We start from the raw sequence: 25,637 nt of genomic DNA, 5'->3' as shown, positions 1-25,637 counted from the left end.
TCCGTCGGCGACGGAACGGAAAAACGGGTTGTAGCATTGTGTTGAAAAATTATTCTGCGGTTTTGCGTTTGTGTGCTGCCGGAATCTCAAGGGATTCTCTGTATTTGGCAATGGTGCGGCGGGAAACCTCCATGCCGCGGAAAGCCAGTAGGTTGGCGAGTGCCTCGTCAGAATAGGGCTTGCGTTTGTCTTCGCTGCCGACAAGCTGGGAGAGTGCGGCTTTAACGGCGTGTTGGCTGACGGCTTCTTTGCCTTCTTCCATTTGAACTGCCTGCGTGAAGAAATAGCGTAGCGCAAACACTCCGCGCGGGCAAGACAAATATTTTTGGTTGGCGGCTCGTGAAACGGTACTTTCTGCCACGCCCAATTCGGCGGCGGCATCTTTCATCAGCAGGGGGACGAGTCCGATTTCGCCAAAAGTGAAAAAGTCTGCCTGATGTTTAACGATGTATTCGGCAAGAAGGACGACGGTTGCCTTCCTCAATTCGAGCGAATCGATACGCTGTCTGGCTTCGCTGATTTTTTCCTTCCATTCGGGGGAAACGCCTTCAGACGGCATCAGTTCGCAATATTCGCGGTTGAGTTGCAAGACGGGTTGGGCATCTTCGTTGAAGCGCACCTTCCAGCCGTTTCCATCCGCCTCCACGCAGACATCGGGTCGGATATACGGCGTGGGCGTGGACGAGGCAAAACCGGCGGCGGGAAAGGGATTGAGCGAAGCAATGAGGTCGAGTGCGGCTTCGAGTGTGCCGCTGTCGGTTTGGGGCAGGCGTTTTTTTATTCGTGCGAGGGTTTGGCTGCGGTTGCCGTCAATGCTGTCGAGGGCGTTTCGGACGATATGCAGGGCGGAGGGTTTGGCAGCACATTCGCCCAATCTTTCTATCTGCAGTATCAGCGATTCGTTCAAATCGGCGGCAGCCACGCCTGCCGGGTCGAATTTTTTCAATGCGGTCAGGGCTTGTTTCAGCATTGCTTCATCCAACATCCACTCCAAGGGCGTATGGTCGAGGATGTCTTCGATGCTGTCGGTCAGGTAGCCCTGCTCGTCAAGGAAATCGATAAGGATGTGGACGCAGGCGGATTCTTGATCGGAAAGCGGGTGTTCGCATACTTGCGCATGCAGGTATTGCTTGAAATCTTCTTCGCCGGCAATGTTGGACAGCATATCTTCGCCTTCGTCTCCGCCGATTTGACGGGCAGGCGCAGTGTAATGGCTGAACTCGGCATCGGAAAATTCATCCGTGTCTTTGCGTTCGAGCAGGGGATTGTCCGACAGCCAGTTTTCGACCTCGCGTTCAAGTTCGATACCCGACATCTGCAATACGCGCAAAGATTGTTGCAGCCGCTGGTTGAGCTGCTGGGTCTGTTTGAGCTTTATTCCGAGTAAGGTCATGATAATGTGGGGGAAATTGTTATTTTCAGTCTGTCGGCGCAAAAAATGCCGCAAAGCGTCATTGCATTATAAATGGTTTTAATGAGCGGGTTCGGATTCCGTTCGATAACAAAAAACAAACGGAAATCAAAAACCGATTGCTTATAACAATATTAAATCGATTTCATAGTTTTAATAGCGAAAATCTTGGTGTATAGTTGCTTTCATAGTTTAAATAAAAGGAAAACAAAATGTCGATTCAAGAAATTTATTGCAATCAAGAAACCAGTTACGAATACGCTTTCTGCCAAATCGTACTGTAAGCCGTTTACCCCCATTTGACCAACCTGAGAAAAGGAACAAGAGCGATGACTACCTCCAAATGCCCTGTAACCCATCTGACCATGAACAACGGCGCGCCTGTTGCCGACAATCAAAACAGCCTAACCGCCGGCCCGCGCGGCCCCCTGCTGGCGCAGGATTTGTGGCTGAATGAAAAACTCGCCGACTTCGTGCGCGAAGTCATCCCCGAACGCCGTATGCACGCCAAAGGTTCGGGCGCGTTCGGTACGTTTACCGTAACACACGATATCACCCAATACACTCGCGCCAAAATCTTCAGCGAAGTCGGCAAAAAAACCGAGATGTTCGCCCGTTTCACCACCGTGGCAGGCGAGCGCGGCGCAGCCGATGCGGAACGCGACATCCGCGGTTTTGCGCTGAAGTTCTATACCGAAGAAGGCAACTGGGATGTGGTCGGCAACAACACGCCCGTGTTCTTCCTACGCGATCCGCGTAAATTCCCTGACCTGAACAAGGCCGTCAAACGCGACCCGCGCACCAATATGCGTTCCGCAACAAACAACTGGGACTTCTGGACGCTGCTGCCCGAAGCCCTGCACCAAGTGACCATCGTCATGAGCGACCGGGGCATCCCCGCCGGCTACCGCCATATGCACGGCTTCGGTTCGCATACTTACAGCTTCTGGAACGAAGCGGGCGAACGTTTCTGGGTGAAATTCCACTTCCGCACCCAACAAGGCATTAAAAACCTGACCAACGAAGAAGCCGCCAAAATCATCGCCGAAGACCGCGAAAGCCACCAGCGCGACCTGTACGAAGCCATCGAACGCGGCGACTTCCCGAAATGGACGATGTACATCCAAGTGATGCCTGAAGCCGATGCGGAAAAAGTACCTTATCATCCGTTTGACTTGACCAAAGTTTGGCCGAAAAAAGACTATCCGCTGATTGAAGTGGGCGAATTCGAGTTGAACCACAATCCCGAAAACTTCTTCGCCGATGTGGAACAATCCGCCTTCGCACCGAGCAACCTTGTTCCCGGTGTCGGTGCCAGCCCCGACAAAATGCTGCAGGCGCGTTTGTTCAATTACGCTGACGCGCAACGCTACCGCTTGGGCGTGAACTTCCGCCAAATCCCCGTCAACCGTCCGCGTTGCCCTGTTCACAGCAACCAGCGCGACGGCCAAGGCCGCGCCGACGGCAACTACGGCAGCCTGCCGCACTACGAACCCAACAGCTTCGGCCAATGGCAGCAACAATCCGACTTCGCCGAACCGCCTTTGAAAATCAACGGCGACGCGGCACACTGGGACTACCGCCAAGACGATGACGACTACTTCAGCCAACCGCGTGCCTTGTTCAACCTGATGAACGATGAGCAGAAACAGGCTTTGTTCGGCAACACCGCCGCCGCCATGGGCGATGCGCCCGACTTCATCAAATACCGCCATATCCGCAACTGCTACCGTTGCGATCCGGCATACGGTGAAGGCGTGGCAAAAGCCCTCGGACTGACTGTCGAAGACGCACAAGCCGCCCGCGAGACCGATCCCGCACTGGGTCAGGCCGGTTTGCTGTAAGGGGGCATTATGTGGATGGAAATTGAAGAAATCCTGTCCCGCGCCGTCCGCTACCGGAAATAACCGGGCATAAAAATGCCGTCTGAAACGTCGTTTGACCGTTTCAGACGGCATTTCCCCGTCCGCCTTTGCCGCTTCGGCGGGCGTTTTTTATTAAACACAAAATATCCCGTCATTCCCGCGCCATCCCCACCGGTTCAAACCGGCACGAAAACTTTTCCGCGTCATTCCCACGAAAGTGGGAATCTAGAACGTCAAATCTAAAGAAACCGTTTTTCCCCATAAGTTTCCGTGCCGACAGGTCTGGATTCCCGCCTGCGCGGGAATGACGGTTTAGGTATTTCTGACGATTCAGTAAGCCGTATCGGACTGTAGAATGGGCTGTAAGGTGGGCGTAGGGTGGGCTTCAGCCCACCAACTCCACCACTCCCACCAACCCCATCAATCCGCCAATCTTACCGGTACCGGCAAACCGATGCCGTCTGAAGGCGGCGGAGGCGGCGGAGGCGGTGGGCTGAAGCCCACCCTACAGCCCACCATTCCCACCAACTCCACCAATCCCACCAACCCACTTTTCCGCGTCATTCCCACGAAAGTGGGAATCCAGAACGTAAAATCTAAAGAAACCTTTTTCCCCGATAAGTTTCCGTGCCGACAGACCTGGATTCCCGCCTGCGCGGGAATGACGAATCCATCCGCACGGAAACCAAAATCCCGTCATTCCCACGAAAGTGGGAATCTAGAACGTAAAATCTAAGGAAACCTTTTTCCCCATAAGTTTCCGTGCCGACAGGTCTGGATTCCCGCCTGCGCGGGAATGACGGTTTAGGTATTCACATAAGGCGGATGTGTAAGGTAGATGCATAGGACGGGCGATAGGGTGGACGTAGGGTGGGCTTCAGCCCACCAACCCCACCATTCCACCAACCGAACCCAACCCAAACAAGCCAATCCGCTAATCCCATCATTTCCGCCGTTTTCAGACGGCATCGGTTTGTCGGTACAAGGCGGCGCGTAACGGCACAGGTAAGATTGTCGGATTTGTCGGATTTGTCGGATTGGTGGGCTGAAGCCCACCCTACAACCTGCCCTACAACCCACTTTTCCGCGTCATTCCCGCGCAGGCGGGAATCTAGGTTCGTTGAGTTTCAGCCATTTCTAATAAATTCTTGCAACTTTGAGTTTCTAGATTCCCACTTTTGCGGGAATGACGGGATACGGGTTTCCGTCACTCCGCCGGCTCCGCCAATCCCCCTCCCAAAATCCCAATCTGACAAAAAATGTCAGCCCGAAACTGACAAAAATTGTTACAACTGACAAAAAACGTCAGCCCGCCGCATTATTCCGCCGCAAGCCGCGCCGCGTTGATATAAAAAAATACCCATACCAAACAGACAAATAAAAAAATATTCTGTAAAATGCCGAGCCGAACCCGTTTTTGGCACGCCGCTTGCTTGTAAGAAGGCAAGCCGAACCAAAAAAACCATCGGTCAAATACATTACGGGTTTACGTTTGCGGCAGATACCGCAGATTTTCAATCAAACTTAAACATTTTCAAACAGGAGTCATCCAAATGAAAGCAATCCAAAAAGGTTTCACCCTGATCGAGCTGATGATCGTCATCGCCATCGTCGGTATCTTGGCAGCCGTCGCCCTGCCCGCATACCAAGACTACACCGCGCGCGCCCAAATGTCCGAAGCCCTGACTTTGGCAGAAGGTCAAAAAGCCGCAGTGGTCGAGTATTATTCCGACAACGGCACGTTCCCTGCCAACAATACTTCCGCAGGTATTGCTACTGCCTCTACGATTAAAGGTAAGTATGTGAACAAGGTAGAAGTTTCTGGCAGCGCAACCAGTGCCACAATTACCTCCACCATGAACACTTCCGGTGTGAACAAAGACATTTCAGGAAAAACCTTGGTTTTGGAGGGTAAACAAAACAGCGGTTCGTTCGAGTGGACTTGTAAAGCAGGTACTGTGGACAACAAATTCCTGCCGTCTTCCTGCCGCAAATAATGACAATGACCGGGTTTGACCTGGCCGTGAAAACAAATGCCGCCCGAACCGCTCGGGCGGCATTTTCTATTCCCCTTTGCCGCCGTAGGGTGGGCTGTAGGGTGGGCTTCAGCCCACCATTCCACCAACCCAACCAACTCCACCACATCAAGGATTTTTGGCGAACCGTTGGGATTCGGCGGGTTTCGGCGGGGATTGGCGGAATGGTTGGTTTGGGTTGGTGGGAATGGTTGGATTGGCGGAATGGTGGGCTGAAGCCCACCCTACGAAACACCCTACGCCCACCCTACAGCCTACACACCCGCCCTACTTATCCGCCCTACACATTTCCCTGCAAATCCCCTAAAAATCCTCCCACACGCCCTGAAAACAAGGAATAATACAGGTTTCCGCCCGTCGGGTTAAAAAGGGGATAAATATGTCAAACTACCGGAGGGACTTCACGCGCGGGGCGCACTATTTTTTCACATTGGCTTTACAAGACAGGACGAAGGATTACCTGATACGGCATATCGACAGGCTGCGCCTCGCCTATCGTGAAACGAAAACACGTTATCCGTTTGAAACGGCGGCAATTTGTATTTTGCCGGATCACCTGCATTTCATTATGCGGCTGCCGGAAGGCGATCACGATTACCCGATACGGATTGCATATTTGAAAACCCGGTTTTCCCAACTCATCCCCAAAGAGTGCCGCGCCCCCAACGGGAGTAAAACAAAAAAACGCGAAGCCGGCATTTGGCAGCGCAGGTTTTGGGAACACCTGATCCGGGACGAACAAGATTTAAACAACCACCGGGATTATATTTATTTCAACCCCGTGAAACACGGGTATGCGGCGAGTGTGAAGGAATGGCGTTATTCTTCCTTCTTCAAAGACGTTGAAAAAGGCATTTACCCTTTGGATTGGGGAGGGTAAAGCTCCCGCCGCCGCCAAAATCCGCAGGACGGACGCGGGGCAGATGCGTCGGGCGGGACGTAGGGTGAGGCGTAGGTGCGTAGGTTGGGCTGTAGGGTGGGCTTCAGCCCACCAACTCCACCAACTCCGCCAATCCAACCATTCCCACCAAACCATTCCCACCAAACCATTCCCACCACTCCCACCAACTCCACCAACTCCACCACATCAAGGGTTTTGGCGAACCGTCGGGATTCGGCGGTTTCGGTTTTTGGCGGGGATTGGCGGAATGGTTGGTTTGGGTTGGGTGGGATTGGTGGGAGTGGTGGGCTGAAGCCCACCCTACACATCCACCCTACGCCCTGCCCTACACATCTACTCTACGTATCACCAACGTTCCCAATCCCGTAAATTCCCTATTCCACCATTCCCACCAAATACCGACAAACTGATGCCGTTTGGAATTGGCGGAGTTGGTGGAGTTGGTGGGCTGAAGCCCACCCTACACATCCACCCTACACATCCACCCTACACATCCACCCTACACATCTACCCTACGCCCACTAGATTCCCACTTTCGTGGGAATGACGGAATACGGGTTTTCGCGCGGCGTTTTTCGCACTTTGCTGTTTTGCTATAATCCGCCCTTTTTAAGGACGGGTGCGTTATGGGTCTTTACGCTTTGCTCTTGATTGCGCTGGGGATGTCGATGGATGCGTTTGCCGTCGCGCTGGCAAAGGGTGCGGCGGTCAGAATGCCTCCGCGCAAAATTGCAGCAACGGCTTTGGTGTTCGGCACGGTTGAAGCGCTCACGCCGCTGGCAGGCTGGGTAGGCGGTTTTTATGCCAAGCCGTTTATCAGCGAATGGGACCATTGGGCGGCTTTCGTCCTGCTGGGCGGGCTGGGTCTGAAAATGATGCGCGAAGGGTTGTCGGACGAGGCGGAGGACGCGCGGGAAAACAAACGGGAAAGCTGGTGGTTGACGGTTCTGACTGCTTTTGGCACCAGCATCGACTCTATGATCGTCGGGGTGGGCTTGGCGTTTATGGAGGTAAACATCGCCTTTGCCGCCGCCGTCATCGGTATGGCGACGACGGTGATGGTGGCGTTCGGGTTGACGGCGGGAAGGGCGTTGGGCGGATTGTTCGGCAAACGCGCCGAGTTTGCCGGAGGTTTGGTGTTGATCGCCATCGGCACTTGGACGCTCTTGTCGCATTTGGGTTTGATTCAATGATGTCGGAAAATAAAATGCAAAAATATTCCGTCATTCCCGCGAAAGCGGGAATCCAGAACGTAAAATCTAAAGAAACCGTTTTATCCGATAAGTTTCCGCACCGACAGACCTGGATTCCCGCCTGCGCGGGAATGACGGGATTTCTGTTTTTGATTTTTTGTTTTTGGGGAATGACGGGATTTGAGATTGCGAGCATTTATCGGGTAAAACGGAAATTAAACGTTGCGGAAATTTATCCGAAATCACAGCAACTTTTCCGCGTCATTCCCACGAAAGCGGGAATCTAGAACGTAAAATCTAAAGAAACCGTTTTATCCGATAAGTTTCCGTACCGACCAGTCCGGATTCCCGCCTGCGCGGGAATGACGGGATTTCTGTTTTTGATTTTTTTTTGTTTTTGGGGAATGACGGGATTTGAGGTTGCGGGCATTTATCGGGAAAACAGCAACCCCTCCCCCGTCATTCCCACGAAAGTGGGAATCCGGGTTCGTTGAGTTTCAGCCATTTCTAATAAATTCTTGCAACTTTGAGTTTTTGGATTCCCGCCTGCGCGGGAATGACGGGATTTCTGTTTTTGATTTTTTTGTTTTTGGGGAATGACGGGATTTTGGCTTGCTGTTTTTGTGAAAATGGCGAAACCGCGCAAATGCTGATGCCGTCTGAAACACTGTTTGATTGTTTCAGACGGCATTTTTTGTTCACATCGATCAAGCCGCGTTGTCGAAGCCGCTGTGGCGCAGCAGTGCGTCTATGCGCGGTTCGCGCCCCCGGAAGGCTTTGAAGGATTCTGCCGCACTGCGCGATCCGCCGACGGCGAGGATTTCCTGCCAAAAGCGTTTGCCTGTGGCGGCAACGTCGTCGCTTTCTTCAAAGGCGGCGTATGCGTCCGCGCTCAATACTTCCGCCCACGCGTAGCTGTAATAGCCTGCGGAATAGCCGCCGGCGAAGATGTGGCCGAAGCCGTTGGCGAAGCGGTTGTATTCGGGCGGGCGGACGACGGCAACTTCTTCACGCACTTGGTCTAAAACCTGTTGCCAGTTTTTCAGACGGCATTCGTCGTCTTCGCTGTAAATCATCATATCGAAAAGGGCGAACTCCATCTGGCGGACGAGGAACATTCCGCGTTGGAAGTTTTTGGCGGCGAGCATTTTGTCGAAGAGTTCTTTCGGCAGGGGAACGCCGGTTTCTTCGTGGGCGGACATTTTCGCCAAGACATTGTATTCCCAAACGAAATTTTCCATAAACTGGCTGGGCAGTTCGACTGCGTCCCATTCTACGCCGTTGATGCCGGACACGCCCAGTTCGTCCACTTGGGTGAGCAGGTGGTGCAGGCCGTGTCCGGTTTCATGGAAGAGGGTGAGGATTTCGTCGTGGCTCAAACGCGCTTCCCTGCCGCCGACGGGCGGGGTGAAGTTGCAGACGAGGTAGGCGGTGGGCAGTTGCAGCGTGCCGTTGGCGAAGCGGCGGCGGCCTTTGTAGTCGTTCATCCACGCGCCGCCGCGTTTGCCTTCGCGGGCGTAGAGATCCATATAAACGCCGCCTATGGTTTCGCCGTTTTGTTCCAACTCGAAATAGCGCACGTCTTTGTGCCAGACGGGGACGGTTTTTTCGGTAAATCCGATGCCGTAGAGTTTTTTGATTTGGGCGAACAGTCCGTTTAATACTTTGCTGACGGGGAAGTATTTTTTGACTTCGGTTTCGCTGAACGCGTATTTGGCTTCGCGCAGTTTTTCGCCGGCGTAGCTCAAATCCCACGGCTGCGGGTCGGCGAGGTTCAGGCTTTCGCGGGCGAAGGCTTTGACTTCGGCGAGGTCTTTTTCGGCGTAGGGTTTGGCGCGGCGGGCGAGGTCGTGCAGGAAGTTTAAAACTTGTTCGGGTGTGTCCGCCATTTTGGTTGCCAGCGACAGCTCGGCGTAGTTTTTGAAGCCGAGCAGTTTGGCGGTTTTCAGGGCGTTTTCGAGCGTGCGGTCGATGTTGGCGGTGTTGTCGAATTTGCCGTCGTCTGAAAGTTCGCTGGCGCGGGTAACATAGGCGCGGTAGATTTGTTCGCGCAGTTCGCGGTTGTCGGCGTATTGGATAACGGCAAGGTAGTGCGGAATCTGCAAACCGATTTTGTAGCCTGTTTTGCCTTCGCTTTGCGCGGCGGCGGCGAACATCACGAGCGGGTCTTCGGGAATGCCAGCAAGCGGTACGGCGTCGTCGAAGTAGAGGGCGAAGGCGTCGGTTGCGTCTAGGACGTTTTGCGAGAATTTGGCGGAAAGTTGCGCGCCTTCGGTTTGCAGTTTCGCCAGATCTGCCTGCTGTTCGGGCGGCAGTTCCGCGCCGCTCAATACGAAATCGCGCAGGTCGTGGTTGAGTTTGGTTTTTTGTGCGGGGGAAAGCGTTGCAAATTCGGGGGAATTTTTGATGGTTTTGAAACGGTTGTATAAGGCAATATCTTGTCCGATTTCGGTAAAGAAGGCGGTGATTTCGGGCATTAATTCATTGTAGGCGGCGCGCAGTTCGGGCGTGTCGGCGACGGAGTTGAGGTGCGACACAACGCCCCAAATCCTGCCGACGCGTTCGGTGATGCCGGTCAGGGGTTCGACGGTGTTTGCCCAGTCGGTGTGCGTTTGCGCTTTGATGGCGGCGATTTGTTCGCGTGCTTCGGCGATGGCGGTTTGCAGGGCGGGTTTGATGTCTTCGGTTTTGATTTGGTCGAAACGAGGTTCTTTGCCCAAGTGGAGCAGTGCGTTGTCAGTCATAAGATGGGTTTCCTTTGTGTGTTGTGCTTCAGACGGCATATCGGCAATATGCCGTCTGAAGCCGGAAATGGTGCCGGATGGGGAAAGTTAAAGTGTTTCGGAGCCGGCGGGATGATTTAACAGGCGGTATTGTACGCGCAAAAATTCGTCCATAACCGCCTGTTGGATTTCCAGCCGCTTTGAAACGGGGGAGGCGAAGCGGACGATGATGCGGTATGCCTTGTCATCGTGCGGCACGCGGGTAACGCGCGGTTTGGCGGCGGGCGTGATAAACAGTTTTTCCGCCTGCACGTTTTCCAAATGCCGCTGAATGGCGGGGATGTAGGGCGCGCACAAGGGCTCGAGTACGGCTTTCAGACGGCATACGGCTTCATCCGAATCCAAATGGATGGGAACGGGGATTTCGACCGTATGGATGACGTAGTCGCCCAAAATATTGTCGCGGCGCACGGGGTGGCTCAACAACAGGCTGTTGGGGAAAGAAACGGTGGTTCCCGCAAGCTGTCCGACCAAGGGGTTCGGGCCGACCTGCATCATCAGCGTGTTCAAAAGGTTGATATCGACCACACGCCCGCGCAGGCCGTTGATTTCGATATAGTCGCCGACCGAGTATTGCTGGGTGGCAGACCTTAAAATACTGCCCGACAGGCACATAATCAGTTCTTTTGTCGCCACGACGACCGCCGCCGCCACCGCAAACATCGACAAAGCCAGCGTTTGAATTTGCGCCGACCAGATAAATGCCAGCGAAAACAGCACCAAAAGCAGCGTTATATTGCGGCTGGCCACCAGAAACCGCCGCTTGCTTTCGATGCCGAAATCCGGATGCCGTCTGAAGTGGATATTCAACAGAAGGGCGCGCGCCAGCAGCAAAGCCGCAACCGCCGCCACGGATTCGGCCGCCTCCGCACGTATCGGGACGGCATCGAGCCAAGTGTTCAGAAGATTCCATATTTCCATTTCTGCACCCTGTCCGAAAAGTTTAGGGCGTAGATTTTAGTGGCAAAAAAACGCTTTTGCCACTTCGCCGGCAAATCACGCGCCCATACCGGCCGCCAATGCGCCGCCCGCCCTTTCAGACGGCATCCGGATGCGGATAACGCTGAATCAGGCGGCAAAATCGGCTATAATACACAATTATATACGCCGTCCCGCCCGCTTTTTCCACAAGGCGCGGACTGTTTTGGCGGCATCGCAAAATCTTTTCAAAATCCGGCAAAAAATATGACTGAACAAAAACACGAAGAATACGGCGCCGACAGCATCCAGGTGCTCGAAGGCTTGGAAGCGGTACGCAAACGCCCCGGCATGTACATCGGCGACACGCAGGACGGCAGCGGCCTGCACCATATGGTGTTTGAAGTATTGGATAACGCCATCGACGAAGCACTCGCCGGACATTGCGACAAAATCACGGTAACGATACACGCCGACCATTCCGTCAGCGTCGCCGACAACGGGCGCGGTATGCCCACCGGCATCCACCCGAAAGAAGGGCGTTCCGCCGCCGAAGTCATCATGACCGTGTTGCACGCGGGTGGCAAGTTCGACAACAACAGCTACAAAATCTCCGGCGGCCTGCACGGCGTGGGCGTATCCGTCGTCAACGCGCTGTCCGACTGGGTAACGCTGACCATCTACCGCGACGGCAAAGAACACTTCGTCCGCTTCGTGCGCGGCGAAACCGAAGAGCCGTTGAAGGTTGTCGGCGATTCCGACAAAAAAGGTACAACCGTACGCTTCCTCGCCAGCAGCGAAACCTTCGGCAACGTCGAATACAGCTTCGACATCCTTGCCAAACGCATCCGCGAACTTTCCTTCCTGAACAACGGCGTGGACATCGAATTGACCGACGAGCGCGACGGCAAGCACGAAAGCTTCGCCCTTTCCGGCGGCGTGGCAGGTTTCGTGCAATACATGAACCGCAAAAAAACGCCGTTGCACGAAAAAATCTTCTACGCGTTCGGCGAGAAAGACGGCATGAGCGTCGAATGCGCGATGCAGTGGAACGACAGCTATCAGGAAAGCGTGCAGTGCTTCACCAACAACATCCCGCAACGCGACGGCGGTACGCACCTGACCGCGCTGCGCCAAGTGATGACGCGCACCATCAACAGCTACATCGAAGCCAACGAAGTCGCCAAAAAAGCCAAAGTGGAAACCGCCGGCGACGATATGCGCGAAGGTTTGACCTGCGTGTTGTCCGTCAAACTGCCCGACCCCAAATTCTCGTCTCAAACCAAAGACAAACTGGTTTCCGGCGAAATCGGCCCCGTCGTCAACGAAGTCATCAACCAAGCCTTGACCGACTTCCTCGAAGAAAATCCGAACGAAGCCAAAATCATCACCGGCAAAATCGTCGATGCCGCGCGCGCGCGCGAAGCCGCCCGCAAAGCCCGCGAAATCACCCGCCGCAAAGGCGTGATGGACGGCTTGGGGTTGCCCGGCAAACTCGCCGACTGCCAAGAAAAAGACCCTGCCTTGTCAGAACTTTATCTGGTCGAGGGCGATTCCGCAGGCGGTTCTGCCAAACAAGGCCGCGACCGCAAATTCCAAGCCATTTTGCCGCTCAAAGGCAAAATCCTGAACGTCGAAAAAGCCCGTTTTGAAAAAATGCTCGCCAGCCAAGAGGTCGCCACCCTGATTACCGCGCTGGGCGCAGGCATCGGCAAAGAAGAGTTCAACCCCGAAAAACTGCGTTACCACCGCATCATCATCATGACCGATGCCGACGTGGACGGCGCGCACATCCGCACCCTGCTCCTGACCTTCTTCTACCGCCAAATGCCCGAGCTGGTCGAGCGCGGCTACATCTACATCGCCCAGCCGCCGCTCTACAAAGCCAAATACGGCAAGCAGGAGCGTTACCTCAAAGACGAACTGGAAAAAGACCAATGGCTGCTCGGCCTTGCCTTGGAAAAAGCCAAAATCGTTTCAGACGGCCGCACCATCGAAGGCGCAGAACTTGCCGACACCGCCAAACAATTCCTGTTGGCGAAAACCGTTATCGAACAGGAAAGCCGCTTCGTGGACGAACTCGTCCTGCGCGCCATGCTGCACGCGTCGCCCATTGATTTGACGTCGTCTGAAAACGCCGATAAAGCCGTTGCCGAACTTTCCGGCTTGCTCGACGAAAAAGAAGTCGCCCTCGAACGCATCGAAGGACACGAAGGCAACCGTTTCATTAAAATCACCCGCAAGCTGCACGGCAACGTCATGGTCAGCTACATCGAACCCAAGTTCCTCAACAGCAAAGCCTACCAAACCCTTACCCAAACCGCCGCCGCGCTGAAAGGCCTGGTCGGCGAGGGTGCCAAGCTCTACAAAGGCGAGAACGAGTACGACGTGGACAGCTTTGAAACCGCTTTGGACATCTTGATGAGCGTTGCCCAAAAAGGTATGTCCATCCAACGATACAAAGGCTTGGGCGAGATGAACCCCGAGCAGCTTTGGGAAACCACGATGGATCCCGCCGTGCGCCGCCTGTTGAAAGTGCGCATCGAAGATGCCATCGCCGCCGACGAAGTGTTCGTTACGCTGATGGGCGACGAGGTCGAACCGCGCCGCGCCTTTATCGAAAACAACGCGCTGATTGCCCAAAATATCGACGCATAAGTGCCATTTTAAAAAAGGAGACGGGCAGCTTGCCGCGTCTCCTTTTGGTTTGTCAAACGGAAGCCATGCTGTCTGAAACCGCCTTTCGGAGCAAAACCATGATCAGCATTTTCGACATTTTCAAAATCGGTATCGGGCCTTCCAGTTCGCATACGGTCGGCCCGATGAAGGCCGCCGCCTTTGCCGCAGGCTTGGGCGCGCAAACCGCCCGCATCGCCATCGACATTTACGGCTCGCTTGCACTGACCGGATACGGACACGGAACGTTCGACGCGCTGATGCTCGGTTTGGAAGGCAGCCTGCCGCACGACATCCCGCTTGCCGGCATTCCCGAACGCCTCGGACGCATCCGCACGCAGCACATCCTCCGGCTCAACGGGCAAGAAATCTGCTTCATCCCCGACCGCGACCTGAACATACTCGGCAATCAAGTGCTGCCCAAACACCCCAACGGCCTGCATTTTACCGCCTATGCTTCAGACGGGGCAGTCTTGAAGGAGCAGGTTTATTATTCGGTCGGCGGCGGGTTTGTCGTTACCGAAGAAGACTTCGAGCGGCAGGCGGAAACGGAAAAAGCCGTTCCCTATCCTTACAACAGTTGCGCCGAACTGCTTGCCGAATGCCGTCTGAACCGGCTGGATATTTCCGAAGCCGTTTTGGCAAACGAGGCTGCGCTTGCCGGATGCAGCGAAGCCGAAATCCGCCGCCGTGTTGCTGCCGTTGCCGACGTGATGGAAGGCTGCATCAAACGCGGGCTGGCGGCAGACGGCGAACTGCCCGGCGGCTTGAACGTCCGCCGCCGCGCCCCGCAGCTTGCCGCCAAGCTTAAAGTCCTGCGCGAAACCGAAATCGTCAACACCCAGCTCTGGCCGATGGTGTACGCCATGGCGGTCAACGAAGAAAACGCCGCCGGCGGACGCGTCGTTACCGCACCGACCAACGGCGCGGCAGGCATCATTCCCGCCGTATTGCACTATTTCCGCAAGTTCAACCCCCACGCCACACAGGAACGCGTCGAAAACTTCCTGCTCACCGCAGGCGCAATCGGCATCCTCTACAAAACTAACGCCTCCATTTCCGGCGCGGATGTCGGCTGCCAAGGCGAAGTCGGCGTAGCGTGTTCGATGGCGGCGGGCGCATACGCCGAAGTTATCGGCGGTACGCCCAAACAAGTGGAAAACGCCGCCGAAATGGCGATGGAACACCATTTGGGGTTAACTTGCGACCCCGTCGGCGGACTGGTGCAAATCCCCTGCATCGAACGCAACGGCATAGCCGCCGAAAAAGCTCTTAAGCTTGCCACCCTTGCATTATTGGAAGACGGCACGGACAAGAAAGTCTCGCTCGACGAAGTCATCCAAACCATGTTGCAGACCGGCCGGGATATGAAGGCGACCTACAAAGAAACCTCCCTCGCCGGACTCGCCGCCACACTCCAGAAAAAAGCCATCCCCGTATCCGTGCGCGTGGTTGAGTGCTGAGGATGGACGGAAACGGAAATGCCGTCTGAAAACAGTTTTTCAGACGGCATTTCATTTATTTCTTGTGGGTTTACCGTTTCAGAGCCAGAGTCAACACACCTGCGGTTACCAAACCTAAGCCTATCCACTCCTGCGTGCTTGGGCGTTCGTCTAAGAAAACGACGGCCATCAGGGCGACCAAGACCAGGCTGAATTTGTCGACGGGGGCGACTTGCGAGGCGTTGCCCAGTTGCAGGGCTTTGAAGTAGGCGAGCCAGGATGCGCCAGTAGCAAGGCCGGATAGGATGAGGAATGTCCAGTTGCGGCCGGTAAAGCCGTTCACGCCCTGCCATTTGCCGGTGTAGGTTAAAAACAATACCAAAGCGGCGAGAATGACCAAGGTGCGGATGAAGGTGGCGAAATCTGAATCTATGCCCTGTAAACCCATTTTGGCGAAAATAGCGGTCAATGAGGCGAAGCCTGCCGATGCCAATGCCCAAAACAGCCATGCGTTGCTGCTCATGTTTTTTCCTTTTGTTTTGAATTGTTGACAATATGAATCCGCTTGTTGATGAAATATCGAAATTTTCACTGCGGTTTGTCTTTGGAAAACGTTATAATATGCCTGATATTATTTTCAATCCACCTGTTTGTCGCCTGATGCTTTCAGACGGCATGTCCCTCCTCATTTCTAAAGGAAAATCATGAGCTTCAAAACCGATGCCGAAATCGCCCAATCCTCCACCATGCGCCCGATTGGTGAAATTGCCGCCAAGCTGGGTTTGAACGTTGACAACATCGAGCCCTATGGTCATTACAAAGCCAAAATCAATCCTGCCGAAGCGTTTAAACTGCCGCAAAAACAAGGCCGTCTGATTTTGGTTACTGCCATTAATCCGACTCCTGCGGGTGAGGGTAAAACCACCGTAACCATCGGTTTGGCGGATGCTTTGTGCCATATCGGCAAAGATTCTGTGATTGCTTTGCGCGAGCCTTCTTTGGGTCCGGTGTTCGGCGTCAAAGGCGGCGCGGCAGGGGGCGGCTATGCCCAAGTTTTGCCGATGGAAGACATCAACCTGCACTTTACCGGCGACTTTCACGCCATCGGCGCGGCGAATAACTTGCTCGCCGCCATGCTCGACAACCACATCTACCAAGGCAATGAGTTGAACATCGATCCGAAACGCGTGCTGTGGCGTCGCGTGGTCGATATGAACGACCGTCAGTTGCGCAACATCATCGACGGCATGGGTAAACCCGTTGACGGCGTGATGCGTCCTGACGGTTTTGATATTACCGTTGCCTCCGAAGTGATGGCGGTATTCTGTCTTGCCAAAGACATCAGCGATTTGAAAGAGCGTTTGGGCAATATCCTTGTCGCTTATGCCAAAGACGGCAGCCCCGTTTACGCCAAAGATTTGAAAGCAAATGGCGCGATGGCGGCATTGCTCAAAGATGCGATTAAGCCTAACTTGGTACAAACCATCGAAGGTACTCCGGCCTTTGTACACGGCGGCCCGTTCGCCAACATCGCCCACGGCTGCAACTCCGTAACCGCAACCCGTCTGGCGAAACACCTTGCCGATTACGCCGTAACCGAAGCAGGCTTCGGCGCGGATTTGGGTGCGGAAAAATTCTGCGACATCAAATGCCGTCTGGCGGATTTGAAACCTGATGCGGCGGTCGTCGTGGCGACTGTCCGCGCCCTGAAATACAACGGCGGCGTGGAGCGTGCCAACCTCGGCGAAGAAAACCTCGACGCTTTGGCAAAAGGTCTGCCTAATCTGCTGAAACACATTTCCAACCTGAAAAACGTATTCGGACTGCCCGTCGTCGTTGCGCTCAACCGCTTCGTGTCCGACTCCGATTCCGAGTTGGCGATGATTGAAAAAGCCTGTGCCGAACACGGCGTTGAAGTTTCCCTGACCGAAGTGTGGGGCAAAGGCGGCGCGGGCGGTGCGGATTTGGCGCGCAAAGTCGTCAACGCCATCGAAAATCAACCGAATAACTTCGGCTTCGCCTACGATGTCGAGTTGGGCATTAAAGACAAAATCCGTGCGATTGCCCAAAAAGTGTACGGCGCGGAAGACGTCGATTTCAGCGCGGAAGCATCCGCCGAAATCGCTTCGCTGGAAAAACTGGGCTTGGACAAAATGCCGATCTGTATGGCGAAAACCCAATATTCTTTGAGCGACAACGCCAAACTTTTGGGCTGCCCTGAAGGCTTCCGCATTACCGTGCGCGGCATTACCGTTTCTTCCGGTGCGGGCTTTATCGTCGCACTGTGCGGCAATATGATGAAGATGCCGGGCCTGCCGAAAGTTCCGGCCGCCGAGAAAATCGATGTGGACGCAGAAGGCGTGATTCACGGCTTGTTCTGAGCGGTTTTTGAAACCGGATGCCGTCTGAAGCCGTTTCAGACGGCATTTTTTCGGAAGGAAGGCGGCGGTATGCTATAATCCGCCGTTAAATTTCTCTATTTTCAGGAAAAAACATGAGCTTGAAATGCGGCATCGTCGGTTTGCCCAACGTCGGTAAATCCACCCTCTTTAATGCGCTGACCCAATCAGGTATCGAAGCGGCGAACTATCCTTTCTGTACCATCGAACCCAACGTCGGTATCGTTGAAGTACCCGACCCGCGTATGGCGGAGCTGGCGAAAATCGTCAATCCGCAAAAAATGCAGCCCGCCATCGTCGAGTTTGTCGATATTGCCGGCTTGGTTGCGGGTGCGAGCAAAGGCGAAGGTCTGGGCAACCAGTTCCTCGCCAACATCCGCGAAACCGATGCCATCGTCAACGTCGTGCGCTGCTTTGACGACGACAACATCGTCCACGTTTCCGGCAAAGTCGATCCGATTGCCGACATCGAAACCATCGGTACGGAGTTGGCCCTTGCCGACTTGGCAAGTGTGGAAAAAGCCATCGTCCGCGAAGAAAAACGCGCCCGTTCCGGCGACAAAGACGCGCAAAAGCTGGTCGATTTGTGCAAAAAACTGCTGCCCCATCTGGACGAAGGCAAACCCGTGCGTTCCTTTGGGTTGGACGCGGAAGAACGCGCGATGCTCAAACCACTGTTCCTGCTGACCGCCAAACCGGCGATGTATGTGGGCAACGTCGCCGAAGACGGTTTTGAAAACAATCCGCACCTCGACCGCCTGAAAGAATTGGCGGCAAAAGAAAACGCCCCCGTCGTCGCCGTGTGCGCCGCGATGGAGAGCGAAATCACCGAATTGGAAGACGACGAAAAAGCCGAGTTCCTCGCCGAAATGGGCTTGGAGGAACCCGGCTTGAACCGCCTGATCCGCGCGGGCTACGACCTTTTGGGTCTGCAAACCTACTTCACCGCCGGCGTGAAAGAAGTCCGCGCCTGGACCATCCACAAAGGCGACACAGCCCCACAAGCCGCCGGCGTGATTCACACCGACTTCGAACGCGGCTTCATCCGCGCCCAAGTCATTTCTTACGACGACTTTGTCTCGCTCGGCGGCGAAGCCAAAGCCAAAGAAGCCGGCAAAATGCGCGTGGAAGGCAAAGAATACGTCGTGCAGGACGGCGACGTGATGCACTTCTTGTTTAATGTGTAACCCAAATGCTGCAGGTTTTCAGACGGCTTTGCCGGAAATGCCGTCTGAAGCCGGTTTTGGTGGTTTTCGGCGTTTCCATACCGCCGGAATGCAGCCGCATCAAAATAAAATCCCGCCCGCATTTCCGATTTGCCCTCCCCGATTCCTGCAAAACAAACCGCCTGCCCCGCTGTTGCAAAAAGCCGTCCGGCATTCCGAATATCCCGTACAAAATGACCTTTCAGACGGCATTTGCGCCGCCGCGATGAAAGCAAAAACATTATGAGCCAAGCCTTACCCTACCGCCCGGATATCGACACATTGCGCGCCGCCGCCGTCTTGTCCGTCATCGTGTTCCATATCGAAAAAAATTGGCTGCCGGGCGGGTTTCTCGGTGTCGATATATTTTTCGTGATTTCAGGCTTTTTGATGACGATGATTCTTCACCGCGAAATGTCGGGGGGGGGGAGGTTTTCCCTGAAGGCATTTTATATCCGCCGCATCAAACGGATTTTGCCCGCATTTTTCGCCGTATTGGCGGCAACGCTGATAGGCGGCTTCTTTTTATTCACCAAAGATGATTTCTTTCTTTTATGGAAATCCGCGCTGACCGCCTTGGGTTTCGCATCCAACCTGTATTTTGCAAGGGGGAAAGACTATTTCGCCCCCGCGCAGGAAGAAAAGCCCTTGCTGCACATCTGGTCTTTGTCGGTCGAAGAACAATTTTACTTTGTCTTTCCGATATTGCTGCTGCTTGTCGTCCGCAAAAGCCCGCGCGTCCGGTTCTCCTTCCTCGCCGCACTGTGCGCCTTGAGCCTTGCCGCTTCCTTTATACCTTCCGCTCTCGATAAATATTACCTGCCCCACCTGCGCGCCTGCGAATTACTGATAGGATCGCTGACCGCCGTATGGATGCAGTACCTGCAACAGCGGCAGCTTGCCGTCGGCAGACGCTGTGCCGCCGCCGGCGTATTGTTTGCCGTGTGCATATTGGCAAGCTGCCTGTTTTCCTATTCGGAACAAACCGCCTATTTCCCGGGACCCGCCGCCCTGATTCCCTGCCTGGCTGCGGCGGCGTTGATTTATTTCAACCATTACGAACACCCGCTGAAAAAATTGTTCCAATCGAAAATCACCGTTGCCGCCGGTTTGATTTCCTACTCGCTTTATCTGTGGCATTGGCCTATATTGGCCTTTATGCGCTATATCGGCCCGGACAACCTGCCGCCTTATTCGCCGGCGGCGGCGTTTGTCCTGATATTGCTGCTTTCCCTGATTTCTTATCACTGCATAGAAAAACCGTTTAAAAAATGGCAGGGTTCGTTCGCGCAATCCGTTTTATGGATTTATGCCCTGCCTGTGCTCATTTTGGGCGCGGGCTCGTTTTTCGCGATGAGGCTGCCGTTTATGGCGCAATACGACCGCTTGGGGCTGACGCGTTCCAACACCTCCTGCCACAACAATACCGTCAGACAATGCCTGTGGGGGGATACGGAAAAACAGCCGGAACTGCTGGTTTTGGGCGACTCCCACGCCGACCATTACAAAACATTCTTCGATGCCGTGGGCAAAAAAGAAAAATGGTCCGCCACGATGGTTTCCGCCGACGCTTGCGCCTATGTGGAAGGCTACGCGTCCCGGGTGTTTCAAAACTGGGCGGCCTGCCGCGCCGTTTACCGCTATGCCGAAGAACACCTGCCCCGGTATTCAAAAGTGGTTTTGGCGATGCGCTGGGGCAGCCAAATGCCCGAAAACAGCCGCTCCCTTGCCTACGATGCCGGTTTCTTCACAAAATTCGACCGTATGCTGCACAAACTCTCGTCCGAAAAACAAGCCGTTTACCTGATGGCGGACAACTTGGCCTCGTCTTACAACGTCCAGCGCGCCTATATCTTGTCTTCACGCATACCGGGCTACCGCCAGACCCTGCACCCGGACGACGAAAGCACCCTGAAAGCCAATGCCCGCATCAAAGCATTGGCGGCCAAATACCCCAACGTCTATATCATTGATGCCGCCGCCTATATCCCCGCAGATTTTCAAATCGGCGGATTGCCGGTTTACTCGGACACAGACCACATCAACCCTTACGGCGGTACGGAACTGGCGAAGCGTTTTTCCGAAAAACAACGGTTTCTCGATACGCGCCATAACCATTGATTCGCTTAAATTTGTTACAATCGGCAGTTTGCAAAACCGCTAATTTTTTTGAAAGAGACCGATGAGCGTCATCCAAGACCTGCAATCGCGCGGCCTTATCGCGCAAACGACCGACATCGAAGCCTTAGACGCTTTGCTGAACGAACAAAAAATTTCCCTTTATTGCGGCTTCGACCCGACCGCCGACAGCCTGCACATCGGACACCTGCTGCCCGTATTGGCATTGCGCCGCTTCCAACAGGCGGGGCATACGCCGATTGCACTGGTGGGCGGCGCGACCGGCATGATCGGCGACCCCAGCTTCAAAGCCGCCGAACGCAGCCTCAATTCCGCCGAAACCGTTGCCGGTTGGGTAGAAAGCATCCGCAACCAACTGAAACCGTTTTTGAGCTTTGAAGGCGAAAACGCCGCCATTATGGCGAACAACGCCGACTGGTTCGGCAGCATGAACTGTCTCGACTTCCTGCGCGACATCGGCAAACATTTCTCCGTCAACGCCATGCTGAACAAAGAATCCGTCAAACAGCGCATCGACCGCGACGGCGCAGGCATTTCCTTCACCGAGTTCGCTTATTCCCTGCTGCAAGGCTACGACTTTGCCGAACTGAACAAACGCCACGGCGCGGTTTTGGAAATCGGCGGCTCCGACCAATGGGGCAACATCACTGCCGGTATCGACTTGACCCGCCGTCTGCACCAAAAACAAGTGTTCGGTCTGACCCTGCCTTTGGTTACCAAATCAGACGGCACCAAATTCGGCAAAACCGAAGGCGGCGCGGTATGGCTGAACGCGAAAAAAACCTCGCCGTACCAGTTCTACCAATTCTGGCTGAAAGTCGCCGATGCCGATGTGTATAAATTCCTGAAATACTTTACCTTCCTGTCGGTTGAAGAAATCGATGCTATCGAAGCGAAAGACAAGGCAAGCGGCAGCAAGCCCGAAGCGCAACGCATCCTTGCCGAAGAAATGACCCGCCTGATTCACGGCGAAGCCGCCCTGCAAGCCGCGCAGCGCATTTCCGAAAGCCTGTTTGCAGAAGACCAAAGCCATCTCACCGAAAGCGACTTCGAGCAGCTCGCCCTCGACGGCCTGCCGACTTTTGAAGTTTCAGACGGCATCAATGCCGTCGAAGCCTTGGTCAAAACCGGTTTGGCAGCGTCCAACAAAGAAGCGCGCGGCTTTGTCAACGCCAAAGCGGTTCTGCTCAACGGCAAACCGGCCGAAGCCAACAACCCCGACCACGCCGCCGAACGCCCCGACGATGCCTGCCTGCTGACCGAAGAACACAAACGTTTCGGCAAATACACCATCCTTCGGCGCGGCAAACGCAACCACGCGCTCTTGGTCTGGAGATAATCCGGTTGCCGCAGAAATGCCGTCTGAAGCCTTCAGACGGCATTTTTATCAAATGCAAAACACCCTGCGCCTGCCGATATGCCGTCATTCCCGCGCAGGCGGGAATCTAGGACGTAAAATCTCAAGAAACCGTTGCACCCGATAAGTTTCTGCGCCGACAGGTCTAGATTCCCGCCTGCGCGGGAATGACGATGCGGGTATTTCTGATGATTCGGTAAACCGTAGCAACTGTATTTTTGCCCGACGGGGTGAAAAATACAGTTGCTACGCAACACCCTGTATCCCTCCCACCCGAACATCTCCCCAAACAACGCCGCGCGCCCCGGGCATTTGCCGTTTCCCTGCAAAATCTGCGATACAATGCCGTCTGAACATTTATCCGAATCCCCAACCCGATGGATACCGTACAAAAACAACGCTGGGCACTGACACTATCCTACGACGGCAGCCGTTTTTACGGCTGGCAGAAACAGGCTGACGGCGTACCGACCGTTCAGACGGCATTGGAAACCGCGCTCGCCCAAATCGCAGGAGAATCTGTTGCCACCACCGTTGCCGGCAGAACCGACACCGGCGTGCACGCCACCGCCCAAGTCGTCCACTTTGACACAACTGCCGTCCGTCCCCAACAGGCATGGGTGCGCGGCGTAAATGCCCATCTGCCCGAAGGCATAGCCGTTTTGCACGCTCAACAGACCAACCCCGAATTTCATGCACGATTTGACGCATACGGACGGCACTACCGCTATCTGCTTGAATCTTCCCCCGTCCGTTCGCCGCTGTTGAAGCACAGGGTAGGTTGGACGCATCTCAAACTTGATATCGAACCGATGCGCCGGGCTGCCGCCTTATTGATCGGCGAACAAGACTTTTCCAGTTTCCGCGCCGCCGAGTGTCAGGCAAAATCCCCCGTCAAAACCATCTACCGCGCCGACCTTACCCAAAGCGCAGGACTCGTCCGCCTCGATTTGCACGGCAACGCCTTTTTGCACCATATGGTACGCAACATCATGGGCGCGCTCGTTTATGTCGGCAGCGGCAGACTCAGCGTCGAAGGCTTCGCCGCACTGATTCAAGAACGCAGCCGCCTCAAAGCCCCACCGACCTTCATGCCCGACGGACTCTACCTGACCGGCGTCGATTATCCCGAGGCATACGGCATCATCCGCCCCCAAATCCCCGAATGGCTTTAAAACATTCTTGTCACGGAGATTTTGAAATCGGACAAACTGTCAGGCAATCTTTTTCAATGTTGACACTACCTCATCAAAGTAATGACATTGTTATTACATAAACTGGTAAATATGGTACGTATATGATTCTCAACATACGCAAAATGGGAAACTCGCAAGGAGTGATTCTGTCCAAATCATTATTGGGTCAAATAGGGGCAGTGGACAGCTTGGCTGTTACAGTTGAAAAGGGCAATATTATTTTAAGCTGTCCTACCGTTCGCAGGGGATGGGCAGAAGCTGCCGCAATGCTTGTCGAAACCGAGCAGGAGCATTTTTTTTCCGAAATTGAAAACGAAGCGGATAAAGAATGGATATGGTAGTACGCGGCGGAATCTATCTGGTCTCCTTAGACCCGACCGTAGGAAGCGAAATCAAAAAGACACGTCCTTGTGTCGTAGTATCTCCTCCTGAAATACACAACTATCTCAAGACTGTGCTGATTGTTCCTATGGCGAGCGGAAGCCGTCCTGCCCCGTTCCGCGTCAATGTCCGCTTTCAGGATAAAGACGGTTTGCTTTTGCCCGAACAGATTAGGGCTGTGGATAAAGCCGGATTGGTCAAGCATCTTGGAAATTTAGACAACAGTACGGCTGAAAAACTGTTTGCAGTATTGCAGGAAATGTTTGCCTGATTGAATAGTCTGAATTGATTGTGTTCATTATCCTGCCGCAGGGTCGGATTTCACATCCGCTCGTTCCGAAAGAAACCGCGTGTGCGGTTTTTGCTGTTTTTATAACCCCCGGTTTGCAATGCCCTCCAATACCCTCCCGAGCAAGTGTTGTAAAAATGCAAATCTTAAAAATTTAAAATAACTATATGTTATAAAACAAAAAATACCCATAATATCGCTATCCGCCCTTCAAAATACACATCGGATTCCACACAAAAACAGGCAGAAGTTTGTTTTTTCAGGCAGGAACATTTATAGTTTCAGACATGGAATCGCCGACATCGGCGGTAGAAGTAAAGCCTAAGCGGATTGGAAAGTTTGGTCTGCTTAAATTTCTTAACTATGAAAAGGAATACAGCAATGAAAAAATCCCTGATTGCCCTGACACTGGCTGCCCTGCCTGTTGCAGCAATGGCTGATGTTACCCTGTACGGCACCATCAAAGCCGGCGTAGAAACTTACCGCACTGTAAAACATGCAGAAGGCAAAGTAACTGAAGTGAAAACCGGCAGCGAAATCGCCGACTTCGGTTCAAAAATCGGCTTCAAAGGTCAAGAAGATTTCGGCAACGGACTGAAAGCCATTTGGCAGTTGGAACAAAAAGCCTCCATCGCCGGTACTGACAGCGGCTGGGGCAACCGCCAATCCTTCATCGGTTTGAAAGGCGGCTTCGGTACCGTCCGAGCCGGTCACCTGAACAGCGTCCTGAAAGACGCCGGCGACAACGTCAACGCTTGGGATTCCGGTTCTAACACCGAAAATGTACTGCAAGTCAGCAAAATCTCCGCTCCGGAACACCGCTACGCATCCGTACGTTACGATTCTCCCGAATTTGCCGGCTTCAGCGGCAGCGTCCAATACGCGCCTAAAGACAATTCAGGTGCAAACGGCGAATCTTACCACGTCGGTTTGAACTACCAAAACAGCGGCTTCTTCGCACAATACGCCGGCTTGTTCCAAAGACACGGCGAAGGCACTAAAGCCACAGTCGGCGAGCCTGTTGAAAAACTGCAAGTTCACCGTTTGGTCGGCGGTTACGACAACGATGCCCTGTACGCTTCCGTAGCCGTACAGCAACAAGATGCGAAATTGGCTGATACTTCCAACAATTCGCACAACTCTCAAACCGAAGTTGCCGCTACCGTGGCATACCGCTTCGGCAACGTAACGCCCCGCGTTTCTTACGCCCACGGCTTCAAAGGCACTGTTGCTAAAGCAGACGGCGACAACCGTTACGACCAAGTTATCGTCGGTGCGGAATACGACTTCTCCAAACGCACTTCTGCCTTGGTTTCTGCCGGCTGGTTGCAAGAAGGCAAAGGCGCAAACAAAACCGTATCGACTGCCAGCACCGTCGGTCTGCGCCACAAATTCTAATCTGCAAAGATTGGTATCAACAAAAAGCCTGTCGTCAGACAGGCTTTT

General features: G+C 54.1%; 25 protein-coding genes. 18 read left to right on the top strand and 7 right to left on the bottom strand.

From position 1 onward, the window contains the following. Nucleotides 1-49: 49 nt before the first annotated feature. Nucleotides 50-1,393 (bottom strand): RNA polymerase factor sigma-54, encoded by a 1,344-nt coding sequence (gene rpoN / locus Q3O12_RS04870; protein WP_301669595.1) that lies wholly within the window; start codon nucleotides 1,391-1,393, stop codon nucleotides 50-52. Between the two features lie 347 nt (nucleotides 1,394-1,740). On the opposite strand from rpoN, the gene katA reads away from it, so the two are divergent. From katA to Q3O12_RS04855, 3 genes are all read left to right on the top strand, one after another. After that, entirely contained in the window at nucleotides 1,741-3,255 is a 1,515-nt protein-coding gene (gene katA, locus Q3O12_RS04865) for a catalase KatA (RefSeq protein WP_301669594.1), read from the top strand. A 75-nt stretch (nucleotides 3,256-3,330) separates the two neighbouring features. After that, nucleotides 3,331-3,519: a hypothetical protein gene (locus Q3O12_RS04860; RefSeq protein WP_301669593.1), complete on the top strand. Its 189-nt coding sequence runs from the start codon at nucleotides 3,331-3,333 to the stop codon at nucleotides 3,517-3,519. A 211-nt stretch (nucleotides 3,520-3,730) separates the two neighbouring features. After that, nucleotides 3,731-4,012, top strand: coding sequence for a hypothetical protein (locus tag Q3O12_RS04855; protein ID WP_301669592.1), 282 nt, complete (start codon nucleotides 3,731-3,733; stop codon nucleotides 4,010-4,012). A 68-nt stretch (nucleotides 4,013-4,080) separates the two neighbouring features. On the opposite strand, the gene Q3O12_RS04850 is transcribed toward Q3O12_RS04855, so the two are convergent. Beyond that, complete coding sequence (locus Q3O12_RS04850) at nucleotides 4,081-4,245, bottom strand: hypothetical protein (RefSeq protein WP_301669591.1); 165 nt, start codon at nucleotides 4,243-4,245, stop codon at nucleotides 4,081-4,083. A gap of 584 nt (nucleotides 4,246-4,829) precedes the next feature. On the opposite strand from Q3O12_RS04850, the gene Q3O12_RS04845 reads away from it, so the two are divergent. Further along, on the top strand, nucleotides 4,830-5,273 hold the full coding sequence (locus Q3O12_RS04845; RefSeq protein ID WP_301669590.1) for a pilin: 444 nt from the start codon (nucleotides 4,830-4,832) through the stop codon (nucleotides 5,271-5,273). A gap of 418 nt (nucleotides 5,274-5,691) precedes the next feature. Beyond that, the gene (locus tag Q3O12_RS04840) at nucleotides 5,692-6,192 is read left to right on the top strand and encodes an REP-associated tyrosine transposase (protein WP_002220237.1); all 501 of its coding nucleotides are present in this window, start codon (nucleotides 5,692-5,694) and stop codon (nucleotides 6,190-6,192) included. Here the strand turns inward: Q3O12_RS04840 and Q3O12_RS04835 are convergent. After that, entirely contained in the window at nucleotides 6,168-6,521 is a 354-nt protein-coding gene (locus Q3O12_RS04835; protein ID WP_301669589.1) for a hypothetical protein, read from the bottom strand. The two genes, Q3O12_RS04840 and Q3O12_RS04835, sit on opposite strands and share 25 nt — an antisense overlap. Nucleotides 6,522-6,839: 318 nt before the next feature. Between Q3O12_RS04835 and Q3O12_RS04830 the strand changes: the two genes are divergently transcribed. Both Q3O12_RS04830 and Q3O12_RS04825 read left to right on the top strand, forming a co-directional pair. Continuing rightward, nucleotides 6,840-7,406 carry a manganese efflux pump MntP gene (locus tag Q3O12_RS04830; RefSeq protein ID WP_301669588.1) on the top strand — a complete coding sequence of 189 codons (567 nt, stop codon included), beginning with the start codon at nucleotides 6,840-6,842 and terminating at the stop codon, nucleotides 7,404-7,406. Between the two features lie 14 nt (nucleotides 7,407-7,420). After that, on the top strand, nucleotides 7,421-7,693 hold the full coding sequence (locus Q3O12_RS04825) for a hypothetical protein (protein ID WP_301669587.1): 273 nt from the start codon (nucleotides 7,421-7,423) through the stop codon (nucleotides 7,691-7,693). 143 nt (nucleotides 7,694-7,836) lie between these two features. Here the strand turns inward: Q3O12_RS04825 and Q3O12_RS04820 are convergent, their stop codons facing one another. The 3 genes from Q3O12_RS04820 to Q3O12_RS04810 form a co-directional block, all read right to left on the bottom strand. After that, the gene (locus Q3O12_RS04820) at nucleotides 7,837-8,097 is read right to left on the bottom strand and encodes a hypothetical protein (RefSeq protein WP_301669586.1); all 261 of its coding nucleotides are present in this window, start codon (nucleotides 8,095-8,097) and stop codon (nucleotides 7,837-7,839) included. Between the two features lie 16 nt (nucleotides 8,098-8,113). Further along, on the bottom strand, nucleotides 8,114-10,150 hold the full coding sequence (locus tag Q3O12_RS04815) for a M3 family metallopeptidase (RefSeq protein ID WP_301669585.1): 2,037 nt from the start codon (nucleotides 10,148-10,150) through the stop codon (nucleotides 8,114-8,116). A gap of 87 nt (nucleotides 10,151-10,237) precedes the next feature. Next, nucleotides 10,238-11,110 carry a mechanosensitive ion channel family protein gene (locus Q3O12_RS04810; RefSeq protein ID WP_301669584.1) on the bottom strand — a complete coding sequence of 291 codons (873 nt, stop codon included), beginning with the start codon at nucleotides 11,108-11,110 and terminating at the stop codon, nucleotides 10,238-10,240. A 264-nt stretch (nucleotides 11,111-11,374) separates the two neighbouring features. On the opposite strand from Q3O12_RS04810, the gene gyrB reads away from it, so the two are divergent. Next, entirely contained in the window at nucleotides 11,375-13,765 is a 2,391-nt protein-coding gene (gyrB, locus tag Q3O12_RS04805; protein ID WP_301669583.1) for a DNA topoisomerase (ATP-hydrolyzing) subunit B, read from the top strand. Nucleotides 13,766-13,863: 98 nt separating this feature from the next. Further along, nucleotides 13,864-15,246, top strand: coding sequence for an L-serine ammonia-lyase (locus tag Q3O12_RS04800; RefSeq protein WP_301669618.1), 1,383 nt, complete (start codon nucleotides 13,864-13,866; stop codon nucleotides 15,244-15,246). Nucleotides 15,247-15,316: 70 nt separating this feature from the next. Here the strand turns inward: Q3O12_RS04800 and Q3O12_RS04795 are convergent, their stop codons facing one another. Beyond that, nucleotides 15,317-15,748, bottom strand: coding sequence for an EamA family transporter (locus Q3O12_RS04795; RefSeq protein ID WP_003680126.1), 432 nt, complete (start codon nucleotides 15,746-15,748; stop codon nucleotides 15,317-15,319). A gap of 181 nt (nucleotides 15,749-15,929) precedes the next feature. Between Q3O12_RS04795 and Q3O12_RS04790 the strand changes: the two genes are divergently transcribed. From Q3O12_RS04790 to porB, 9 genes are all read left to right on the top strand, one after another. Further along, complete coding sequence (locus Q3O12_RS04790; RefSeq protein ID WP_301669582.1) at nucleotides 15,930-17,606, top strand: formate--tetrahydrofolate ligase; 1,677 nt, start codon at nucleotides 15,930-15,932, stop codon at nucleotides 17,604-17,606. A 113-nt stretch (nucleotides 17,607-17,719) separates the two neighbouring features. Then, nucleotides 17,720-18,811: a redox-regulated ATPase YchF gene (ychF, locus tag Q3O12_RS04785; RefSeq protein ID WP_301669581.1), complete on the top strand. Its 1,092-nt coding sequence runs from the start codon at nucleotides 17,720-17,722 to the stop codon at nucleotides 18,809-18,811. A gap of 37 nt (nucleotides 18,812-18,848) precedes the next feature. Then, on the top strand, nucleotides 18,849-19,076 hold the full coding sequence (locus tag Q3O12_RS04780; RefSeq protein WP_228372562.1) for a hypothetical protein: 228 nt from the start codon (nucleotides 18,849-18,851) through the stop codon (nucleotides 19,074-19,076). Continuing rightward, a complete protein-coding gene (locus Q3O12_RS04775) occupies nucleotides 19,073-20,950 on the top strand; it encodes an acyltransferase family protein (RefSeq protein WP_301669580.1) in 1,878 nt (625 codons plus the stop codon). Before Q3O12_RS04780 ends, Q3O12_RS04775 begins: the two co-directional genes overlap by 4 nt. 61 nt (nucleotides 20,951-21,011) lie before the next feature. Beyond that, nucleotides 21,012-22,307, top strand: coding sequence for a tyrosine--tRNA ligase (gene tyrS / locus Q3O12_RS04770; RefSeq protein ID WP_301669579.1), 1,296 nt, complete (start codon nucleotides 21,012-21,014; stop codon nucleotides 22,305-22,307). A gap of 395 nt (nucleotides 22,308-22,702) precedes the next feature. After that, nucleotides 22,703-23,500, top strand: a complete 798-nt coding sequence (gene truA / locus Q3O12_RS04765; protein WP_301669578.1) for a tRNA pseudouridine(38-40) synthase TruA — start codon at nucleotides 22,703-22,705, stop codon at nucleotides 23,498-23,500. Between the two features lie 122 nt (nucleotides 23,501-23,622). Then, complete coding sequence (locus Q3O12_RS04760) at nucleotides 23,623-23,862, top strand: AbrB/MazE/SpoVT family DNA-binding domain-containing protein (RefSeq protein ID WP_301669577.1); 240 nt, start codon at nucleotides 23,623-23,625, stop codon at nucleotides 23,860-23,862. After that, entirely contained in the window at nucleotides 23,850-24,173 is a 324-nt protein-coding gene (locus tag Q3O12_RS04755) for a type II toxin-antitoxin system PemK/MazF family toxin (RefSeq protein ID WP_301669576.1), read from the top strand. The genes Q3O12_RS04760 and Q3O12_RS04755 overlap by 13 nt, the downstream gene beginning before the upstream one ends. A 399-nt stretch (nucleotides 24,174-24,572) precedes the next feature. Next, on the top strand, nucleotides 24,573-25,589 hold the full coding sequence (porB, locus tag Q3O12_RS04750; RefSeq protein ID WP_301669575.1) for a trimeric porin PorB: 1,017 nt from the start codon (nucleotides 24,573-24,575) through the stop codon (nucleotides 25,587-25,589). Nucleotides 25,590-25,637: the final 48 nt, after the last annotated feature.

This window comes from Neisseria benedictiae (assembly GCF_958267435.1).
Taxonomy (GTDB): domain Bacteria; phylum Pseudomonadota; class Gammaproteobacteria; order Burkholderiales; family Neisseriaceae; genus Neisseria; species Neisseria bergeri.
Note: the sequence above shows the minus strand (reverse complement) of the source record. Positions and strands in the feature narration are given on the sequence as shown.

Bases quoted from the DNA above. Each gene is read 5' to 3' on its own strand.
- Q3O12_RS04760 (WP_301669577.1), top strand. From the start codon at position 23,623: ATGATTCTCAACATACGCAAAATGGGAAACTCGCAAGGAGTGATTCTG.
- Q3O12_RS04800 (WP_301669618.1), top strand. From the start codon at position 13,864: ATGATCAGCATTTTCGACATTTTCAAAATCGGTATCGGGCCTTCCAGT.
- Q3O12_RS04775 (WP_301669580.1), top strand. From the start codon at position 19,073: ATGAGCCAAGCCTTACCCTACCGCCCGGATATCGACACATTGCGCGCC.
- Q3O12_RS04855 (WP_301669592.1), top strand. From the start codon at position 3,731: ATGCCGTCTGAAGGCGGCGGAGGCGGCGGAGGCGGTGGGCTGAAGCCC.
- porB (WP_301669575.1), top strand. From the start codon at position 24,573: ATGAAAAAATCCCTGATTGCCCTGACACTGGCTGCCCTGCCTGTTGCA.
- truA (WP_301669578.1), top strand. From the start codon at position 22,703: ATGGATACCGTACAAAAACAACGCTGGGCACTGACACTATCCTACGAC.
- Q3O12_RS04795 (WP_003680126.1), bottom strand. From the start codon at position 15,748: ATGAGCAGCAACGCATGGCTGTTTTGGGCATTGGCATCGGCAGGCTTC.
- Q3O12_RS04825 (WP_301669587.1), top strand. From the start codon at position 7,421: ATGCAAAAATATTCCGTCATTCCCGCGAAAGCGGGAATCCAGAACGTA.
- Q3O12_RS04850 (WP_301669591.1), bottom strand. From the start codon at position 4,245: ATGCCGTCTGAAAACGGCGGAAATGATGGGATTAGCGGATTGGCTTGT.
- Q3O12_RS04835 (WP_301669589.1), bottom strand. From the start codon at position 6,521: ATGTGTAGGGTGGGCTTCAGCCCACCACTCCCACCAATCCCACCCAAC.
- Q3O12_RS04755 (WP_301669576.1), top strand. From the start codon at position 23,850: ATGGATATGGTAGTACGCGGCGGAATCTATCTGGTCTCCTTAGACCCG.
- Q3O12_RS04810 (WP_301669584.1), bottom strand. From the start codon at position 11,110: ATGGAAATATGGAATCTTCTGAACACTTGGCTCGATGCCGTCCCGATA.
- Q3O12_RS04845 (WP_301669590.1), top strand. From the start codon at position 4,830: ATGAAAGCAATCCAAAAAGGTTTCACCCTGATCGAGCTGATGATCGTC.
- Q3O12_RS04815 (WP_301669585.1), bottom strand. From the start codon at position 10,150: ATGACTGACAACGCACTGCTCCACTTGGGCAAAGAACCTCGTTTCGAC.
- tyrS (WP_301669579.1), top strand. From the start codon at position 21,012: ATGAGCGTCATCCAAGACCTGCAATCGCGCGGCCTTATCGCGCAAACG.
- Q3O12_RS04830 (WP_301669588.1), top strand. From the start codon at position 6,840: ATGGGTCTTTACGCTTTGCTCTTGATTGCGCTGGGGATGTCGATGGAT.
- Q3O12_RS04790 (WP_301669582.1), top strand. From the start codon at position 15,930: ATGAGCTTCAAAACCGATGCCGAAATCGCCCAATCCTCCACCATGCGC.
- katA (WP_301669594.1), top strand. From the start codon at position 1,741: ATGACTACCTCCAAATGCCCTGTAACCCATCTGACCATGAACAACGGC.
- gyrB (WP_301669583.1), top strand. From the start codon at position 11,375: ATGACTGAACAAAAACACGAAGAATACGGCGCCGACAGCATCCAGGTG.
- rpoN (WP_301669595.1), bottom strand. From the start codon at position 1,393: ATGACCTTACTCGGAATAAAGCTCAAACAGACCCAGCAGCTCAACCAG.
- Q3O12_RS04840 (WP_002220237.1), top strand. From the start codon at position 5,692: ATGTCAAACTACCGGAGGGACTTCACGCGCGGGGCGCACTATTTTTTC.
- Q3O12_RS04860 (WP_301669593.1), top strand. From the start codon at position 3,331: ATGCCGTCTGAAACGTCGTTTGACCGTTTCAGACGGCATTTCCCCGTC.
- ychF (WP_301669581.1), top strand. From the start codon at position 17,720: ATGAGCTTGAAATGCGGCATCGTCGGTTTGCCCAACGTCGGTAAATCC.
- Q3O12_RS04780 (WP_228372562.1), top strand. From the start codon at position 18,849: ATGCCGTCTGAAGCCGGTTTTGGTGGTTTTCGGCGTTTCCATACCGCC.
- Q3O12_RS04820 (WP_301669586.1), bottom strand. From the start codon at position 8,097: ATGCCGTCTGAAACAATCAAACAGTGTTTCAGACGGCATCAGCATTTG.